Origin of the sequence: Ekhidna sp. (assembly GCF_965212185.1) — a bacterium.
Taxonomy (GTDB): Bacteria; Bacteroidota; Bacteroidia; order Cytophagales; family Cyclobacteriaceae; genus Ekhidna.
This window is the reverse complement of record NZ_OZ243102.1, coordinates 4,057,415-4,075,174: the sequence shown is the minus strand read 5'-3', so window position 1 is coordinate 4,075,174 and position 17,760 is coordinate 4,057,415. Positions and strand designations below refer to the sequence as shown.

The window sequence follows — 17,760 nt, the reverse complement described above, 5'->3', positions numbered from 1 at the left end:
ATTTAAGTTAGCAATAAAAAGTTAAGCATATCTTCTTTTGATATGTCTCTATTCCTTATCAAAGCGCTCATATGCACCAATATCTGGAATATTATCCCGCTTTCTACCTGTCAGGTCTATTTCAACACCAATATCAAGTCCTTTGTTTCGGGCAAAGGCTAGTGAGTCTAATTGATAGTTATTTGAAAATGATTCCAGAAAGCCAGGAAAATTGAATTCTGTTGAAGTGAAGTTGTTTGGAATTTCTTGAACTGAACGTATTATATTTTTTTCTAACTGGAGGCTAATTTGCTCTCCTCCTCCATTATTAATTAACAGCTCTTCTTCAGCAGTCCCCCAGATAATGGTATTTATAACAGTGAGTGATAATTCATCCGTTAATAGATTATTTTCACTTATAACAATATTATCAGAAAACTGAACTGTTGGCTCATCCTGAACAAACAATGCTGGTTCATTAGAAAATGTGCAATGCCTAAAATCGTAGTTTCCACCGGCAAACCCTCCCACGAGGTAATTGCCGCAATTATAGATTAATGTATTCGTCGCAGAAACGTCTGAGGTAAAAGCCAAAATCCCAGCAACACTCATATTATAAATAGTCGTATTATTCACCACTAAATCGGGAATATCATCATCGTCAGGCGTTCCTACTCGCAATCCAATTTGGCCATTGAATATTTCAGTGTAATTAACCTCATTATTGGTGCTTCCTTCGAGGAAGTAAATCCCGTTCCACTGTCCCGGGACTTGATCAAAGACTCCATCGAATCGGGCATTTCTGAAAATAATATGATTTGCTGAGTCTCCATTCGCTTTTAATGTCCCTGCAATAAACATGACAGCATCATTTTCATAAAAGACTTGAGTGCCTGGGTCGATTAACAACTGACAATTTTGCTGAACCAAAACTGTATCAGAAATAATATATGGCCTGGAATTAGTCCACGTTTCATCACAAATAATCTGGCTTGAAATCGCTCTGGCATCTTGGCCATAAGATACCAGCTTAACATGCTCCTGATTTGAATTCCAACTGAAAATGATTGAGTCTTTTACTAGGTATGGAAGGTCTTCATTCCTTGACGTTACATTAACCTCCACAAGTATGAGCATACTATCTCCACCAAATATGCGCTCATTTGATACAGTATTCGTCTCTCTTCCATTAATGATTAGGGAATAATCAGAGTTTTGTTTCCCCAAACTAATTTCATCCAATCGAATGGCCTCTGCATTTGGATTATAGACAGTAAGTCTCCTGGTATTACTTCTTCTCTCTGATAATAGTGTGTCAAAGTTTACCGTGTCATTGCTAAAAAGAAGCTCCAAATCTGGATCAAAGGATACAGACTCTTCACGTGTAGAGCATCCAAGCCAGAAGAGTATGATTATTAGAAAGAGTAGTTTACTTCGCATGGGACATGTCAATGAAACGGACTACTCCTGAGTTTCTTTCATGATTTCAGCATTTTCTGCTATCCTCAGTTGTTCAATAAATTCTTCAATATCTCCATTCATCACATTTGGAAGATTGAAAACGGATACCCCAATTCTGTGATCAGTAACTCTTCCTTGAGGGTAGTTATATGTCCTTATTTTGTCAGACCTATCTCCGGAACCTACCATGCTCTTTCTTTGACTACTTATTTCTGCATTATGCTTTTGCAGTTCAATTTCATAGAGCCTGGATCTCAGTACTTTTAGCGCTTTATCATAATTGGCATGCTGGGAACGACCGTCCTGGCACTCAACAACTAACCCAGATGGTGCATGAGTTAATCTTACTGCAGATTCTGTTTTGTTTATGTGCTGACCTCCTGCGCCTGATGCACGAAAAGTATCTTTTCTGATATCTCCCATATTCAACTCTACATCAACCTCTTCTGCTTCCGGCAAAACCGCAACAGTGGCTGCAGATGTGTGGACCCGTCCTTGAGACTCAGTGGCTGGAACCCGCTGAACCCTGTGAACTCCTGATTCAAATTTTAGCTTCGCATAAACATCCTCTCCCTCTACAGATGCTACAATCTCCTTATACCCACCAGCACTCCCTTCATTAAAATTCAGAACCGAAAATCTCCAGTTTTGATCCTCAGCATAGGATTTGTACATCCTGAACAAATCCCCTGCAAAAATTGAGGCTTCATCCCCTCCTGTTCCTGCTCTGATTTCCAAAATCACGTTTTTACTATCATTTGGATCTTTAGGAATAAGCATGACTTTTAGCTCTTCTTCCAGTTCGTTGATCAATGGCTCGAGCTCATCTATTTCAGCTTTGGCCATTTCCCTGAATTCAGGATCTTTCTCATTGCCAAGCACTTCTTTGGCACTGTCAAGATTACTCTTTGCCTCTGAATATTCTTTATACTTAACTACAATCTTCTCAAGATCCTTATATTCTTTATTAAGCTTTCCATACTTGTCCATATCTGATACGATATCAGGCTGAACAATCAGCTGACCTACTTCCTCAAATCGGTGCTTTATTTCCTCGAGTTTGTCAATCATCCCTTTCTTATTAAAGGGGTAAAGTTAGCTTCATTAAAAGGATATGGTAAAAGCTATTGCTTGATGATTTTGAATGTTTTGCTTTTCCCAGTACTCCTCTCACTTTTAACCACATAAATTCCACGATTTAAATGAGATAAACTGATCGACTGATTTTCAACCTGAGGCGAAAACAAGAGTTTTCCTCCAAGAGAATAAATATCCACTTTACTAACTGGTTGGCTAAAGAATAGTCTGTCTGTGGTAGGGTTTGGGTAGACTGAAATAGCATCATTGGCATTTATAGACAAAGGATCATCAATCAATTCTCCCTGGTTGAATTTTCCAAGAAATGCACCTCGACCATGAGTGGCTACTGCCACTACGCTATCTGAAGCTCTAGCTTTTAACATGTCTACACGCACATTTGGAAATCCAGAATTATATGATTTCCATTGCTCCGTTTCATCAAGGATATTTTCTAGACCCCATACTCCCATTTCAGTCGCTAAAAGAATTTTCAGATCATCCAATGGATTAAATACGCCATACCTGACCGGAATATCTGGGAGGTTTCTTTCTAAATTGATCCATTCACCTCCTCTATTTGGCGTGTACCAAACAGACTCCACTCCGTAATTTGAAAGCGTTACCAAAATATCATTATTGGTATCACCAATATCTACTGAAGAAATGTATCCAACAGGTAAATCATCATTATCAATTTTAGTTGCCTGTGGGCTAAATGGTAGGCCCGTTACGAAATAAACATCCCCTAGCTGATTACCTAAAACCATGGATGCATCGAGCGCATCATCATGTGGTGAAACTTTTAATGCTGAAAAAGCTGCCGTGCTATTTGTGCCCAATCTTATTTCTGAATACTCCGGTAAGCCCAGTAAATCTTTGTTTAAGTAAGCATTGACATTGATAATGGCAAGGGTGTCTAAAAACCTACCAGCTAAACTTGGAATTAAAACTTCAAATCCTCCATCCACAGCCATATTGGTATAAAGCAGGTTTGATCTATCGTCGTATTCGGCAGGATTGATAAATGAGCCTGTGTTCGTTCCAAAAAATGATCCAATCCCATCTATGAAAAAGTTATAATTATTTACTTGAGATGAGGTAATTCGTAATGATGGATCATCTCTATCAAAGAAGCAGTAAGCCCCATCACCTCCTCCTATCATACTTCCATAGGTTATTTCGCCTGTTTCACTGGTATGTGTACTGTTGTCCTGAGAACCTACCAAAATTTCATTGTTGCCCTTATCCGGATGTAACGCAATTGTGTAATACTGAGTAGTCGCCAATGAATTATTAATGTGACCTAAAAGTGGATACTCTGTGAGCCTTTCTTCATTGAGCGGGTCGAAGGCTTTTGAAAAATCTGAAGAATAATAAACTCCACCGTCTGTTGCGGATAGAAGCTCATCCGTGGAGCCATTAACAAATTGAAAGTCATGAATATCCGCATGAATGAAATGGTTCTTAACACTGTCTACGTTTTGCAATCCATAATAGGGTATCAGATAATCGGAGAAATAGTACATCGAAGACCAATCACTTACACGCGCCCAGCTAAGAGTTCCTGCTGACTTTGCATTTGAAAGTGCATATCCATCAAGCCCTCCAGCAACTATTCGTTCATTGTTAGCAGGATCTATATCAAAGGCCAGCGCATGCCACGGTATGGAGGCCCAGGTTTCTGTTGGTCCGTCAAAGTTTATCCAATTTCCGCCCTCCTCATACATAAGTTGAGTTAGGTTTGGACTATCTCTAATCTGATTAAAGCTATTTAGCCATCCCCCTGTGCCTGCCGCATAAATCATATCTCCCTGAGCCGTCAGTTTTACTCTTCCTGGAAGTACATTCAACCCATTATCGTTTCCTATTTCGATGATTTCATCAGCAAAACTTGTGTTTATATTCCAGTTTAAGCCGTCACTTGACTGAAGGATTATTCCTCCTCCTTTTAATTCCAGGTTTCTCATGCTACCAACATATAACTGACCAGCATCAGTCACCTCAATATCAGATACTGCATACGGAACCGATGACCCTTCGATATTTGGTAAAACTTGCGTCCATGATTGACCTCCATCTGTGGATCTATAAAGTCCATCCGTAGGGTTGGAATCAAAAATGCCTCCCTGGTAAACGCCAGATGCTACTCCTGCATAAATCACGCTAGAACCATTTTCCTCTCTTACAACAATGTCATTTACATAGTCGAAATCTGTAGTAGATGAAAGTAATGACCAGGTGCTACCCCCATCCAATGATTGATAAATCCCCACACCAGCTGAGGATGACTCTCGGTAGATATTGACCGATGTAAACGATTCACCAGTGCCAACATAAAAAATGTTTGTATTAAGTGGATCATGTGAGATGCAGGCTATTGACATACTTTCCCAATCATCCGATACCGGAACCCACGCAGCGTTGTTTCGAAAATCTGGATTGAACCATAATCCACCTGTAACTGCCCCTGCCCATAGTTTATTTCCATCATTAGGATCTATCATTAGGGATCGTGTACGACCAGCAATTTCAGAATTGACTTGTTGCCATTTAAAGTCACGCGCTGAATTTACTCTTCCTTTACTCTCCCGTATTGCATGATGAAGATTTTTCCGAGGAACCTTTCCCGTCTTTGGATCCATCGTCATAATAACATCTCGGTAAGCTGATTTTTCAGGACCGTCAAGTTTAGTTATCCCTAAGCTCTTGATGTTCTCTAAGTAGAGGGATTCTTCTGAAGGGGTTTCTATTAGAAGTATTGAAATAGCCGATAAAACAGCAATTCCAAAAATTGTCAAAATATAATTTTTCATAGCAATGTGATTAGTGAGTATTATGATAACATTAATGAGGTAGAAGATCCTTATATCGGAAACAATCCGTTGTATGATCGTTGACCAACCCAATCGCCTGCATATGGGCATAAATGGTCGTGGAGCCCACAAACTTGAATCCTCTTTTCTTTAGGTCCTTGGATAGGGCGTCTGATTCTTTGGTAGTAACTGGAACCTCTTCCATACTTTTCCAGGCATTGATAATTGGCTTTCCATCAACAAACTGCCATATATAATTATCAAAACTTCCAAACTCATCCTTGATTTTTAAGAATTGCCTGGCATTATTTACCGTTGCTTCAATTTTTTGTCTATTTCGAATAATGGATGAATCCTGAATTAAATCCTCAATCATTCCTTGCTCATATGTAGCAACAGTGTCAGGATCAAAATCAGCAAATGCTCTTCGATAGCCTTCCCTCTTTTTAAGTATAGTTGCCCAACTCAATCCTGCCTGTGCACTTTCAAGTACGAGGAACTCAAAGTGTTTTTTATCATCATGTACAGGTACGCCCCATTCTTCATCATGATATCTTACATATTCTTCAAAAGAATTCTCACACCAAGTGCATCTTGTTTTCATACTTAATCACTTATACTAAATTGGGTCGTTATTGAGTTGAGGTTTATAAATTTAAATAATTCACATTCATTGTTTTATGAAGAGATTGATCTTCGTGCTTTTTTGCGGTTTTACTTTAACCGCTTTCTCACAGCGACCAATATATGATTTTGTTTCTTTTGAAAAGACAACAATCGTTCCCGAAGGGATAAATAATTCACGAAGCGCGGTTATATTTTCCTTTCCAGTTAAGACTAATGGGGAATTTGAAGAGGTTGAGAGCTATGAAAAAGTAATATCACAAGTTCACAAAGGACTTAGGACTATGGGAATTGATGCCATTCTCTACCTGAACGACATCAATCTACTGGCAAGTCAAAGTGCAAGAAAATCTTATGTAGACATCTTCAATAAGCGAAAAATTAACAACATCATTTTTCTAACCAAAACGAAAAATGGTTTTGAGCTGATAATTGCACGCTATAACGAATCCCCTGAAATGATAGCCGGTGGATCAAAGGTTTTCTATATGGCTTCAAAAGATTTGTACTCTCTCTTGTTGAATGTAGGTAAGGAAGTGAGAAGGGCAGATAATCAAATTACGAACTTTCTAATTCCGGAGCGACCTAATTACATTCAAGGGATGTCCATAGTAGAAAAGACTCTTCTAAAGAATTACCCTGGTATTTTGAGGAGAAGTGAGTTAGCCGTTGAGCGCTTCACCCCTTTGGATACTACAAACATTTCTGAAGATGGAATTCGCAAAAAAGTGCTAAGCTATAATTCCGATATCGCTAAAAAGAATCAAGAACTGGAAGAGATTATGAAGTCATATCCTTACAAGTATCTGATGATAGATCCTATGTCTGATGATGAGCTTAAAAGGAATCGTTATCAGTTTTTGCTGAGGTCTGCTTGTGCTCCTGCCCAAGTAGTGAAGCAAATGTTGGACTATGAAGTACTACCCAGCGAAACTGGGTTCGTATCAATTATTCCGATTATGCCTGATCAAACAAAGGTTAAGACCATTCCAAGGGAAGCGTTGGTGTGTAAGTTTTATATCCGCCAAAATATTTCTAAAAATGTACATGTCGGCGAATGGGATGCTGATGTGTCGTGGCAGGATGCGCTTAGAAATATGATCGGTAACCTTATACAAGAACATAACGTGGGAAATTGAAAAAGCTCAATGTTTTGCAAACTCGGTCAAAAGCAATACCGATTGATATTCGCACGTATCTCAATCGAATCGGAGTTAATCAAAAAGCTCCATCACTCAAGTATCTTAAAGAATTACAAAAAGCACATCTTTTAACGATCCCATTCGAGAATCTAGACATTCACTACAAAAACAAAATTATTCTTGATTATCAAAAAGTTTTCAACAAAATAGTAACGTCTGGACGTGGTGGCTTTTGCTATGAGTTAAACGGACTTTTTTATCACCTCCTTTATCATTTGGGCTTCAACTGTTACGTTATTTCAGGACGGGTTTGGAGCGATGAGAAAAAAGAATTTGGTAAGCCTTTCGACCACATGTTAATAGTTGTTGATTTTGAAGACGATAAATATCTGGTGGACGTTGGGTTTGGAGATGGTTTAATCTCTCCATTGAAGATTGAGGTTGCAAAACCTCAAATGGATTACACCAAGTATTGGCGGTTGGATCATGATCCTGATGAAAACTTCATACTCAAGGTATCTCATGACAATAGCTACTTCGAGCCCAAACTATTATTCACCCTTGATTCAAAGCAACTCATTCAATTTATGGAAATGTGTGATTATCATCAGACTTCTGCTGAATCAGCATTCACACAAAAAAAGCTGGTCACACAACTAACTTTCAATGGTAGGGTAACCCTAACCGATAGGTGTCTAAAAATTCAAGATATGGGACAAATCGCAGAGAAAGATATCATGCATGAGGATGATTTTCTTTCTAAGCTAAAGCATCATTTTGACATATCATTTCAACAACTGCTTCCAAGAAATGAATAAAAAAAATCCCGATGGAAACATCGGGATATTAAATCAGTTTCTGTGTTTTCTGACTTCCCGTTTTAGGGAAGCTACATCAGAAGCAATTGCAGGATCACTATATATCCTTGCTGAAAGCTCCGAAATAACATTTCTTTTGAAGCCTAGTTTTTCGGCCAGTTCCTCACAAAATTTTATTTCAGATAGATATACTTGACTATCAATTTTCATTAATTGAACTAAATGAAATAAATATTCAAACTTGTCTTCTTCTGACATTGTGCTAAGTGGAGGAAGTGGTTCTGGGTTCTCAACCATGTTATTAATTTCATCCGCACTAATGCCATTTGCTTTGCCTATCATGTAGATCAAATCTCTTTCTTCACCAGCAAAGTCGCCATCGATATTTGCCAACTGAACCAGCACACTAAGTTTTGCCTTGATGCTCATAATTTACGTTTACGTTACTTTAAAAATTTATTGGCCTCCTTCATTAAAGCCTCTCTGTTTCCGGTGATTGAAGGATCTCCATATATTCTGGAAGACATCTTTTTAACAACTTTTTTATCATAGCCAAGTTTTTCTGCAACCTCCTCACAATATCTGATTTCCGTTAAAAAAACTTCCCCATCGATTTTCATCAACTGAACTATGTCATATAGGTAGTCAAATCTTTCTTCTGATAGAAGCCCTTGAAAATTTACATCACTATTGTCTTTCGAGTTCAAAACTTCCTGTACTAGGTCATCGATTTCCTTTTCTTGAACACGGTTAGCTTTACCTATTGTATAGACGTATGACTTTTCCGGCTGACCAAAATCTCGATCAATAATTGAAAGCTGAATCAAGGCCCTAAGATGATTTTTAATATTGTCTTCCATTGGCTGTTTTGTATTTTGTCCTTCTAATTTAGGAATTAATCCATAAATAGAAACTCATTAATGTAAATAGCTACCCGCATTAATGTCAAAGGTGGCCCCAGTTGCATGATCGGCCATTCCACTCGCTATAAAAGTAACGAGTGGAGCAATGTCCTTCGGTTCGGTCAGTCTCTCAAGAGCCAAATCCCCTTTAGCATGATCCTCACCATATTGTTGCATAAATTCCTGAGACATGTCCGTCCTTACAAATCCCGGTGCAATAACAAATGCTTTCACTCCTTCTTTGCCGTATGACCTTGCGATCGATCGAGTTAAAGATACTAGTCCAGCTTTTGAAGCCGCGTAAGCGAAATACTCAGCTTCTTCACCGCGAAAGGCTGCTCGTGAAGCGATATTGATTATTCTGCCTGCGGCTTTACGACTCACAAAATGCTGTACCGCTTTTTTACAAATGATTGCTGCTGAATTCAAATTCACCATCATTGTTTCATTCCATGATTTCATCCATTCATCATCCTTTGAATCAAGCGTTGCAGGTTTTGCCAAGCCAGCATTGTTGATTACAATTTCTACACTCCCCATTTCAAGACTTACCCGTTCAAACAGTTTTGCCGCATCATCAGGCTTGGAAAAATCTGCTTGAAATGCTTTTGATTCGTTTCCAAGTATATGTGCGAGGTTCTCCGCCTCTCTCACATTTTTGTTGTAATGTACCGCTATTGTAGCCCCTGCCTCTGCGAGTTTGGTGGCTAAGGCTTTACCAATTCCTCTACTTGATCCGGTAACCAAAATATTGAGTCCTGACAGATTTATGTACATACAAGTAATTTTACAGTCGAAAAATTAGACAAATCCATTTTCAAGTTGACTTAATCTTATAAATAAAGATACCAGATGTTGTTTTCCTGAAGGAAAACTTTGTTAATTTAGGCCATTCCAGCAAAGTGGTCACCGCAAAATACACTTGAACGTAACTATAAATTCATGGGCATTATTATCCCCCTACTGCTAATAACGTTTTGTTGCATAATAATTTGGAGGGCAGGTGATGGTTTTATGACCGCATCAGAATATATTGGAAGGAACCTTTCTGAGGGTGTGAGAGGGGCAACAATCAATGCAATAGCTAGCTCAATGCCAGAGGTTTTTACCTCTTTATTTTTCTTGTTTGTTTTATCTGACGCTGAAGGTTTTTCCGGTGGAATAGGAACTACGGCTGGAAGTGCAATTTTTAATGGGATGGTTATTCCAGCTGTTGCTGTACTGGCAGTAATTGGTATGAAAATGACCAAAAAAGTTCAGGTTTCACGTAAAGTCTTATTAAGAGATGGAATCGCCTTAATAATCGCTGAATTAATATTTTTGATTCTTATCAGTGGTTCAACCTTACACTGGTATCACGGAATGCTTCTCATGCTAGTTTATGTAGTCTACATAGTCTACATGTTTGGTACCATGAAAAAATCTGAACGAGAAGAGTTGTTGGAAGATGGTCAACTTGATGAAGAAGATATTTTTGAAAGTGATGAAGAACCACAAGGACCTTTTGTGAAAGGCCTAATCACTTTTGACCTTGAAAGGGTATTCATAGGAAATAATAGAATTAGTAATATTCGTGCTTGGTCATTACTGGTATTTTCTACCGTTGCAATCGCATTGGTTTGTTATTTTCTTGTTCTTGCCTGTGAGTGGATAGGCTCAGAAACATACTCTGTGGCAGGAATGGGTGAGTTTGATGGGCTTAATATTCCTGTAATGTTTGTTGCTTTGATATTAGCTTCTGCGGCCTCAAGTTTTCCAGACACCATCATTTCAATAAAGGATGCAAAAAGAGGTCAGTATGATGATGCGATCTCAAATGCACTGGGAAGCAATATTTTTGACATTTGCTTTGCTCTGGGTTTTCCACTTTTCATTTTTACTATCATGAATGGGCCCATTCACATGCCTCCTGAGCTCGTGGATTTGAGTAGTGAGCTCCGATTCTTACTTTGGTTACTAACCGTACTTGCGGTGATAATTTTCACAAGCGGAAATTATTTCGGCAAACGAAAGTCCTATCTTTTGCTAAGCATATATGTGCTATTCGTTGTGTATATCGTTGGAAGAGGGTCTGGTAGTGAAATTGCACAGTACATAGCTGATTGGCTAGTTTCAGTTGTGAAGTTCTTCCGAATAGGATAATTACATTTCTATGAATATTCCATCTGTTGCACGGTGAATGGAATAGGTTTTTAACGCAGAACATCGATTTTCTGCCTCCTCGCCCGTTTTCATATTGAAACGATAGGTATGCAAAGGACAAACAATTTCCATAAGAAAATTAGTGTTTCCTTTATGCAGGCTTTCCCCCATATGTGCACATGCGTTTTGAAAAGCAAATAGTTCTTCTCCACACCTTACAATACAGATTTCCTTGTCCGAGGCAATAATTAATCTTGGGTGGCTATCCTCTAAGACCTCTTTTGCTTTATCTTCCGATTCAAATAATTTGATTCTCATTTAAGAGTAATTTTAGTTATGAAATGTCAACGACAAAAATTTTTTCTGCAGCGTAAGAATGCCTATTTAAACTGTGGGTACATGTCTCCACTGATGAAAAAAGTTGAAAAGGCTGGCAGAGAGGGGATTACAAGGAAGAGGAATCCTGCAAAAATTGGAGCTGATGACTTTTTTGATGAAACAGATCATCTCAGATTGAGTTTTTCGAAACTAATAGATTGTGATCAACCGAACAGAACCGTTTTGATCCCATCGGCATCATATGGCTTGGCCAATGTGGCCTATAACCTACCCTTTAATGATGGTAAAATTATCCTCGCTCATGAGCAATTTCCTAGCAATGTCTATCCCTGGTTGGCGCTTCAGGAAAAGGGGATGACTGTTGAAAATGTTAGCGCTCCAGATAGTCAACAAAGAGGTGACGCATGGAATAATGAGATATTGAACGCAATTGATAACAAAACTCGTGTGGTGGCTATTGGTCACATTCATTGGTCCGATGGAACACTTTTTCAACTCAAAAAAATAAGAGAGAAACTAGATGCTGTTGGTGGCTTGCTTATAATTGATGGGACCCAATCAGTTGGTGCTCTTCCATTTAGTATAAAGAATATTCAACCTGATGCACTTATATGTGCTGGCTATAAATGGCTAATGGGGCCTTACTCCATTGGTTTGGCATACTACGGGCCAGCATTTGATCAGGGGAGACCTGTTGAAGAGAATTGGATAAATAGGTTGGACAGCAACAACTTCAGTGCCCTTGTTAACTATCAAAATGATTATCGAGAACAAGCATTAAGATATGAAGTGGGAGAGCACAGTAATTTCATTCTCGTTCCGATGCTGAAAAAGGCGATTGATCAAATTAATAAATGGAATCCTCAGAACATCCAAGACTATACGAAGCACTTAATGTCTGATGCCATAGAGCAAATGAAAGAATGGGGGTATTTAATAGAAGATGAACAATCACGTGCCAGTCACCTTTTCGGAGCAAGGCTTCCTAAAAAGGTATCGCCGGATATGTTAAAAAATGTGCTTAAAAAGCATCGAGTAAGCATTAGTTTCAGAGGGGATGCCATTCGAATTTCTCCACATGTATATAATGATGAAATGGATGTAAGAAAATTGCTGAAAGCAATGAAAGAACCTATCTTCGCATAATCATTCAATTCTAAAAAGAAAACAGATGAATTTGACGAATCCAGCAGTAACAGACGGAGTGAATATTTTTATAAATATTGTGATCTTTCTAGTGGCTTTTGTTCACGCCCTTGCATTCGTGAACGCCAGAAAAGAAAATCAAAAGAAGGATTAAGACACCTCTTACTCAACGTGATCTCTTTCGTGCTTACTAACCGCTTTGTTCGGTAAGATGAATGGACAAATAATTGCCAATACAAACAGTCCGATAATTATTCCCAGCATTGCCATATTCTGATCATTTTTGAAGTGGACAGCAAATATAAATTGCTTCTTTCTACTTTGATCTAATTTCCTTCATTTGAATTCAAATTACTCCAGGTAAACTACCCACTTTAGGGTATTTTTCATTGGTTTTAATTCCATCACCTTTGATTAAAAAGAAGGCAAGAGTACCATTGTACCCAAACCAACTAAACCTTTATAGATATGGCAAAAAATAATGTCAGAAAAATCGGCAAGAAGATGAAAAGTTCTCAGGCCAAAAAATGGGTAAAACGATATCAAAAAGAAAATCCAGATGCTGAGGTAAATGGGTGGCTTTTTGGTGATGATATCATTGAAGCAATCCTGAAATATAAAGGGTGTGAAGGGATCTGGTTCTTCAAAGGAATCAATGATAATGGAGAAGAAAAATTGGTAATGTATCCCGCTGATGCTGATGGGAACATCCTGGCAAGCGGTGAAAATGATGATGCATCCAAAATGGCTCTTTTAAATGATGGAGGAATCGAGCCAGCAAACGAAAGTAGAATGTGCCCACCCATGTGCCCAAAAGAACTTTAATGAAAGGATAAACTATTTGATTTGATAGAAAACTTTATTCTAATAAGTGAATACTCTGCAGTCCCTGCGCTAGCACTCTTTTGTATTAACATTCGAAAGATGGATAGGATTGCTATGATTATTTTCTTTATCCTATTGGCAAGCTTTTTATCGGATCTTATAAGTAAAATCTATATCACACAATTTGAAGAAAACTCATACCGGATTTCTAATATCTGGTACGTAATAAGCTACTTCCTTTCAATTTGGCTTGCCTACCAATTGGTCCCTCAATTCAAAAAGTGGGTGGTCGCCTTATTGATTTTTTTTATTGTTGGAGGAGTTATAAGTTTTTTCTTCTATTCATTAAATGAATCGAATACTTTCATTAGAGTATACTCGAGTCTAACTCTCATCATCATTCCACTTATGATATACATGGGACTGCTTCGTCTCCCCAGTGGTCCACTATTTAGAAATCCTGTTTTTTGGATTGCAACTGCATTTTTTATCTATGGATGCATTACTCTTCTGAAAAACCTTTTCACTCAACTTTTAGTGTTTGATCTTAAGGTTTCCTATGAAGCTTTCTATGCTGTTGCAGTAGTCAACATCATTGCTAATATTACAAAGAATGTATTGCTTCTATATTCCCTCCTTTTAATAAAAAAAGAACACTCAACTGGAATAAAAACTTCCATGACAGATGATTGAGATAATTGTAAATATTGTCGTTTATGGTACAGCGTTAATTCTTGGATGTGTTCTTTGGTTCCTATATAATTTTTCAAAAGCGTATCATTCAAAAACCAATAGTCATTGAGCGCATCATATATTTCTTGGGTCTTTGACAAAAAAGATCGGATTCCCTCATGCCGTTTTTTATTGATCATTTATTGTATAATTTTTGCAATATTTGAGTGCACTTCTGTAATCCTTCGCTATTCGTTTTTTGAATCAAACCCAATCACCAATGTGTTTTTATCAACATCTTTTTTGCTTTTTGTTTTAGTACTTTTAGAAAAAGATGTCTTTGAGCCTTTTCTAATTCCTAATAGCTCACGAAATGGAAGGTAAAGTCATATTACTTGTCATAATTGGCACAATTGGAGTCATGCTAATGGCTTTTTCTGTTGTGTTCTTCGTGTTCCTATACAGGCGAAAGACTTTGGAAAGTAAACTTGAAATCCAGGAAGTGAAAACTAAGCACCAAGAGGAAATGCTTGCTGCTACCTTAAAATCACAGGAAAAAGAAAGAAACAGATTAGGAACAGAGTTACACGATAGCGTAGGAGCTATGCTTTCATCCATCAAAGTAAATCTTCAAGTTGCTAAAAGGAAGAAGGACGTTAACGTGCTAGGTGAGGTACTTAGCCATCTTGATGATACAATCGGTCAAGTGAGATCCATATCACATCAAATGATGCCTGTTATTTTGAAAAAGTATGGATTGAAAAAAGCGATTGAAGATCATTTTGATAAAATCTCGTCTAATAATTTAACTGCCTCTATTGAAGAATGGCAAGATTTTTCTCTCAATGATGATCATGAACTAATGCTTTTCAGAATCTTGCAGGAGCTTACCAATAACACTATTAAACATAGTAATGCTACCATCATTAGTGTCTCATTTGAGAAATCAAATGCAAAAAAAGTAATTTGTTATAGGGATAATGGCAATGGTTTCCCTGATGATATGCTTTTGGATACAGACGGAATGGGCCTATTAAATATTATGAATCGGGCCCAATCAATAGGAGCAACTGCAGAATTTTCGAATCTTGAAACGGGTGGAGCACAAGTTAATTTGGTTATAGACACATCAATTGATTAATTTGATCTCTCAACCTAGTGAGATGATTCAACCAGATAAGCTAAATATTCTCGTCACTGACGATCATACACTTTTTCGGCGTGGAACAATGATGCTCTTAGAGTCCTTTGGTGAAGTGGGGCAGATTGGAGAGGCTGAAAATGGAAAAGAAGCACTGGAAAAATTATCAGAAGATACATTTGATTTGATATTGCTTGATCTCGAGATGCCTGTTATGGACGGATGGGAAACGGCAAAGAAAATCACTTCTAAACACCCGGATGTCAAGATCATAATGATCTCAATGCATGACTCACTTCAGATAATTTCTGATTTAATTGAGATTGGCGTTCACAGTTACCTATTAAAAAATGCTGACCCAGAAGAAGTCCACAAGGCTATTCTGTCAGTAATCAACAACGATTTCTACTACAATCAACTCGTTTCCAAAGCACTTCATAAAAAGGTTCAAAAAGATGGGTTGGATAAAGGTCTTGCCAGAAGAGCAGATATCAGCCCAAGGGAAATCGAAGTTCTTCAATTGATCTGTCAAGAGCTTACAATGAAAGAAATAGGAGAAAAGCTTTTCTTGAGCGAACAGACAATTCATACCCATAGAAAGAATCTCATGAAAAAAACCAAAGCGAAAAACGCAGTAGGTTTAGTAAAGTTTGCCTTTCAAAATGGAATAGCCGCATTTTAGGCACTACCCCTTTTTGGGTATTCTACTCCCTTCTTTCTGGTAAAATACTCAACACTTGTAAAATATAAGTTGTTGATTAACAGTTGTTTACCTTTTCCACTTGTTTGATCACCGCTAGACTCTAAAATTTTTTAGTGTGTCAAATACCTAATTTCATAATGTCATTTATTTAACCAAATAGATGATATGCTCTTAGGTTGATGGTTAATCTATGAAGATACCGGGAGTCCAAGGTTTTCGCTTAATCCTTTGGTTTGCCAACTATCTCACTCACATAGTGGGCTCCCTGGTATTTTCAATTAAAAAAATTATTTGAAACCCCGAACTCACCACTAATCCTCTATTCAAAGTAAAAAGGCCCTTTCCGGGCCTTTTTATTTTTAATCTTTATAAAGTTCTTTCCCTGAGTCGTAGTATTTATCTCCTTTGATCCAAAAAGGTGCATTCTTGGAATTGCCAATCATTCGGCAAGCATATACATAACTCTTGAAGAATTTCTCCAGATAGACATAGTCTAATGTGTTGGGATTGTCTCCTGCCTGATGATAATATTTTGTTATCTCCTCATCAAAAGCGGTAAATCCTAAACTGAATGTTGGTGCTGGAATACCCTTGGAAGCAAAACGCACGTTATCGGACCTGTCAAACAACCCTTGCTCAGGCGCCTGATCTTCAATTGCTTCAAGGCCAAATGTTTTGCAAGCTTCGATGATCATTTCTTCTGCTGTTGTTCGTGTCAAACCGATAATCGTGGCTTTGGAAGTGTCATTGTAACCCCCATTGTCTGAGTTAAAACAATAAACAATCTCATCTAAAGGCACTGGTGAATTATCAACAAAGTATTTACTTCCAAGAAGGCCTTTTTCTTCAGCAGTAAAAAGAACAAATAGCCCAGATCTCTTGGTTGGGGTTTTTGCCAAGCTTTGCGCTGCTGACAATACAGTTACTGTTCCAACTGCATTATCTCTCGATCCATTATAAATGCTATCTCCATTTGCATCTGCCTGACCAATTCCAACATGATCATAATGTGCAGAATAAACAATAATCTCTTCTTTCAACTTTGGATCAGAGCCTTCAACATACCCAACCACATTCTGAGAATTAAACTTATCGTTGACCGCCCCAGCTATTGTTATGCTGGCATTTGTTTTTTCAGAGTTAAAGTCCTGTGCAGACCTGTTCATCCATAAGTGCGTTAGAGATTCTTCATCTTTGGATTCATCAAGTACAACCTGATCGCCAGAAAAGTATCTTACCAAAAAATTCCATGGAATTACCGGGGAATTATACAGCTCCACCAAGGCAATACCGCCCATTGAGGCAACTTTAAGTCGTTTTTCTATAGATTGGCTAAACCACTGTTGGGGGTTATCGGCTACTCCATCACCACATATCGCCACAACAATTTTACCCTCGACATCTACCCCGTCAAAGTCGTCTTCCAAACCATAATTTACGTATATGAACTCACCAGTCAACTCAGTATTCTCTCCTTCAAGCATTATAAAATCATCTTGAAAGTTATACTTTGAATCACCCAGAGTTAAAGTTCCTTCGTTAGGTGGACTTACTTTCTTCATCGGTACCTGCTGGATGTAGCTTTCCATTCCGGGTGCAACCTGCACACCATATTCTACAAACCTGCTTTCAATATATTTAGCTGCAATCTTTAACCCTTCTGAAGGAGTGTCTCTTCCCTTTAATTCATCAGAAGCCAAAAATCCAATATGGCTTTTTATCAAGTTTTGATCCACTGATTGTTCCGCTAACTCCTGGTCTGTTTGAGAGAGTGCTATTACGGAGAGGAATAGTAGTGTAAGTGATAGTGTATTTCTCATTCGAATAAAATTTGGTAACAAGTTAATCGAACTAACGGCATAATCATTTATGGTTGCCGATCAAAATAGGGAGTGGTAAGCTATTTATGCTAAACGGCAATAAAAAAGGCCACCAACGAAATGTTGATGACCTGATTATTTATTTAACCAAAA

Annotated in this window: 18 protein-coding genes; 9 read left to right on the top strand and 9 right to left on the bottom strand. The window is 38.0% G+C overall.

From position 1 onward, the window contains the following. Positions 1-48: 48 nt before the first annotated feature. Genes ACOMC3_RS17835 through ACOMC3_RS17820 form a run of 4 tightly spaced genes read right to left on the bottom strand, consistent with a single transcriptional unit; the run spans position 49 to position 5,937 of the window. Positions 49-1,419: a right-handed parallel beta-helix repeat-containing protein gene (locus ACOMC3_RS17835; RefSeq protein ID WP_420317248.1), complete on the bottom strand. Its 1,371-nt coding sequence runs from the start codon at positions 1,417-1,419 to the stop codon at positions 49-51. 21 nt (positions 1,420-1,440) lie between these two features. Further along, positions 1,441-2,511, bottom strand: coding sequence for a peptide chain release factor 1 (gene prfA / locus ACOMC3_RS17830; RefSeq protein WP_420317247.1), 1,071 nt, complete (start codon positions 2,509-2,511; stop codon positions 1,441-1,443). 53 nt (positions 2,512-2,564) lie between these two features. Then, a complete protein-coding gene (locus tag ACOMC3_RS17825; protein WP_420317246.1) occupies positions 2,565-5,333 on the bottom strand; it encodes a T9SS type A sorting domain-containing protein in 2,769 nt (922 codons plus the stop codon). Positions 5,334-5,364: 31 nt separating this feature from the next. Further along, positions 5,365-5,937: a DNA-3-methyladenine glycosylase I gene (locus ACOMC3_RS17820; protein WP_420317245.1), complete on the bottom strand. Its 573-nt coding sequence runs from the start codon at positions 5,935-5,937 to the stop codon at positions 5,365-5,367. 76 nt (positions 5,938-6,013) lie between these two features. On the opposite strand from ACOMC3_RS17820, the gene ACOMC3_RS17815 reads away from it, so the two are divergent. Both ACOMC3_RS17815 and ACOMC3_RS17810 read left to right on the top strand, forming a co-directional pair. Beyond that, the gene (locus ACOMC3_RS17815; RefSeq protein ID WP_420317244.1) at positions 6,014-7,096 is read left to right on the top strand and encodes a hypothetical protein; all 1,083 of its coding nucleotides are present in this window, start codon (positions 6,014-6,016) and stop codon (positions 7,094-7,096) included. Then, the gene (locus ACOMC3_RS17810; protein WP_420317243.1) at positions 7,093-7,917 is read left to right on the top strand and encodes an arylamine N-acetyltransferase family protein; all 825 of its coding nucleotides are present in this window, start codon (positions 7,093-7,095) and stop codon (positions 7,915-7,917) included. The genes ACOMC3_RS17815 and ACOMC3_RS17810 overlap by 4 nt, the downstream gene beginning before the upstream one ends. A 33-nt stretch (positions 7,918-7,950) precedes the next feature. Here ACOMC3_RS17810 and ACOMC3_RS17805 read toward each other — a convergent pair whose 3' ends face one another. Genes ACOMC3_RS17805 through ACOMC3_RS17795 form a run of 3 tightly spaced genes read right to left on the bottom strand, consistent with a single transcriptional unit; the run spans position 7,951 to position 9,596 of the window. Further along, a complete protein-coding gene (locus ACOMC3_RS17805) occupies positions 7,951-8,346 on the bottom strand; it encodes a TerB family tellurite resistance protein (RefSeq protein ID WP_420317242.1) in 396 nt (131 codons plus the stop codon). Between the two features lie 14 nt (positions 8,347-8,360). Next, positions 8,361-8,777 (bottom strand): TerB family tellurite resistance protein, encoded by a 417-nt coding sequence (locus ACOMC3_RS17800; protein WP_420317241.1) that lies wholly within the window; start codon positions 8,775-8,777, stop codon positions 8,361-8,363. A 57-nt stretch (positions 8,778-8,834) separates the two neighbouring features. After that, positions 8,835-9,596, bottom strand: coding sequence for an SDR family NAD(P)-dependent oxidoreductase (locus tag ACOMC3_RS17795; protein ID WP_420317240.1), 762 nt, complete (start codon positions 9,594-9,596; stop codon positions 8,835-8,837). A gap of 165 nt (positions 9,597-9,761) precedes the next feature. Between ACOMC3_RS17795 and ACOMC3_RS17790 the strand changes: the two genes are divergently transcribed. Continuing rightward, entirely contained in the window at positions 9,762-10,961 is a 1,200-nt protein-coding gene (locus ACOMC3_RS17790) for a sodium:calcium antiporter (RefSeq protein WP_420317239.1), read from the top strand. Here ACOMC3_RS17790 and ACOMC3_RS17785 read toward each other — a convergent pair whose 3' ends face one another. Next, positions 10,962-11,279 carry a Rieske (2Fe-2S) protein gene (locus tag ACOMC3_RS17785; protein WP_420317238.1) on the bottom strand — a complete coding sequence of 106 codons (318 nt, stop codon included), beginning with the start codon at positions 11,277-11,279 and terminating at the stop codon, positions 10,962-10,964. Positions 11,280-11,360: 81 nt separating this feature from the next. Between ACOMC3_RS17785 and ACOMC3_RS17780 the strand changes: the two genes are divergently transcribed. The 6 genes from ACOMC3_RS17780 to ACOMC3_RS17755 all read left to right on the top strand — a co-directional run bounded on the left by ACOMC3_RS17780 (position 11,361) and on the right by ACOMC3_RS17755 (position 15,766). After that, positions 11,361-12,446 (top strand): aminotransferase class V-fold PLP-dependent enzyme, encoded by a 1,086-nt coding sequence (locus ACOMC3_RS17780; protein WP_420317237.1) that lies wholly within the window; start codon positions 11,361-11,363, stop codon positions 12,444-12,446. Positions 12,447-12,471: 25 nt separating this feature from the next. After that, the gene (locus tag ACOMC3_RS17775) at positions 12,472-12,600 is read left to right on the top strand and encodes a hypothetical protein (protein ID WP_420317236.1); all 129 of its coding nucleotides are present in this window, start codon (positions 12,472-12,474) and stop codon (positions 12,598-12,600) included. 314 nt (positions 12,601-12,914) lie between these two features. Further along, positions 12,915-13,271, top strand: a complete 357-nt coding sequence (locus ACOMC3_RS17770) for a hypothetical protein (RefSeq protein ID WP_420317235.1) — start codon at positions 12,915-12,917, stop codon at positions 13,269-13,271. Between the two features lie 99 nt (positions 13,272-13,370). Then, the gene (locus tag ACOMC3_RS17765; protein ID WP_420317234.1) at positions 13,371-13,964 is read left to right on the top strand and encodes a hypothetical protein; all 594 of its coding nucleotides are present in this window, start codon (positions 13,371-13,373) and stop codon (positions 13,962-13,964) included. Positions 13,965-14,316: 352 nt separating this feature from the next. Then, positions 14,317-15,084 (top strand): sensor histidine kinase, encoded by a 768-nt coding sequence (locus tag ACOMC3_RS17760; protein ID WP_420317233.1) that lies wholly within the window; start codon positions 14,317-14,319, stop codon positions 15,082-15,084. 22 nt (positions 15,085-15,106) lie between these two features. Then, a complete protein-coding gene (locus tag ACOMC3_RS17755; protein WP_420317232.1) occupies positions 15,107-15,766 on the top strand; it encodes a response regulator transcription factor in 660 nt (219 codons plus the stop codon). Positions 15,767-16,146: 380 nt separating this feature from the next. On the opposite strand, the gene ACOMC3_RS17750 is transcribed toward ACOMC3_RS17755, so the two are convergent. Then, a complete protein-coding gene (locus ACOMC3_RS17750) occupies positions 16,147-17,607 on the bottom strand; it encodes a M28 family peptidase (RefSeq protein WP_420317231.1) in 1,461 nt (486 codons plus the stop codon). Between the last annotated feature and the right edge of the window lie 153 nt (positions 17,608-17,760).

Bases quoted from the DNA above. Each gene is read 5' to 3' on its own strand.
- ACOMC3_RS17815 (WP_420317244.1), top strand. From the start codon at position 6,014: ATGAAGAGATTGATCTTCGTGCTTTTTTGCGGTTTTACTTTAACCGCT.
- ACOMC3_RS17825 (WP_420317246.1), bottom strand. From the start codon at position 5,333: ATGAAAAATTATATTTTGACAATTTTTGGAATTGCTGTTTTATCGGCT.
- ACOMC3_RS17755 (WP_420317232.1), top strand. From the start codon at position 15,107: ATGATTCAACCAGATAAGCTAAATATTCTCGTCACTGACGATCATACA.
- ACOMC3_RS17835 (WP_420317248.1), bottom strand. From the start codon at position 1,419: ATGCGAAGTAAACTACTCTTTCTAATAATCATACTCTTCTGGCTTGGA.
- ACOMC3_RS17800 (WP_420317241.1), bottom strand. From the start codon at position 8,777: ATGGAAGACAATATTAAAAATCATCTTAGGGCCTTGATTCAGCTTTCA.
- ACOMC3_RS17760 (WP_420317233.1), top strand. From the start codon at position 14,317: ATGGAAGGTAAAGTCATATTACTTGTCATAATTGGCACAATTGGAGTC.
- prfA (WP_420317247.1), bottom strand. From the start codon at position 2,511: ATGATTGACAAACTCGAGGAAATAAAGCACCGATTTGAGGAAGTAGGT.
- ACOMC3_RS17785 (WP_420317238.1), bottom strand. From the start codon at position 11,279: ATGAGAATCAAATTATTTGAATCGGAAGATAAAGCAAAAGAGGTCTTA.
- ACOMC3_RS17820 (WP_420317245.1), bottom strand. From the start codon at position 5,937: ATGAAAACAAGATGCACTTGGTGTGAGAATTCTTTTGAAGAATATGTA.
- ACOMC3_RS17790 (WP_420317239.1), top strand. From the start codon at position 9,762: ATGGGCATTATTATCCCCCTACTGCTAATAACGTTTTGTTGCATAATA.
- ACOMC3_RS17805 (WP_420317242.1), bottom strand. From the start codon at position 8,346: ATGAGCATCAAGGCAAAACTTAGTGTGCTGGTTCAGTTGGCAAATATC.
- ACOMC3_RS17765 (WP_420317234.1), top strand. From the start codon at position 13,371: ATGGATAGGATTGCTATGATTATTTTCTTTATCCTATTGGCAAGCTTT.
- ACOMC3_RS17770 (WP_420317235.1), top strand. From the start codon at position 12,915: ATGGCAAAAAATAATGTCAGAAAAATCGGCAAGAAGATGAAAAGTTCT.
- ACOMC3_RS17750 (WP_420317231.1), bottom strand. From the start codon at position 17,607: ATGAGAAATACACTATCACTTACACTACTATTCCTCTCCGTAATAGCA.
- ACOMC3_RS17775 (WP_420317236.1), top strand. From the start codon at position 12,472: ATGAATTTGACGAATCCAGCAGTAACAGACGGAGTGAATATTTTTATA.
- ACOMC3_RS17795 (WP_420317240.1), bottom strand. From the start codon at position 9,596: ATGTACATAAATCTGTCAGGACTCAATATTTTGGTTACCGGATCAAGT.
- ACOMC3_RS17780 (WP_420317237.1), top strand. From the start codon at position 11,361: ATGTCTCCACTGATGAAAAAAGTTGAAAAGGCTGGCAGAGAGGGGATT.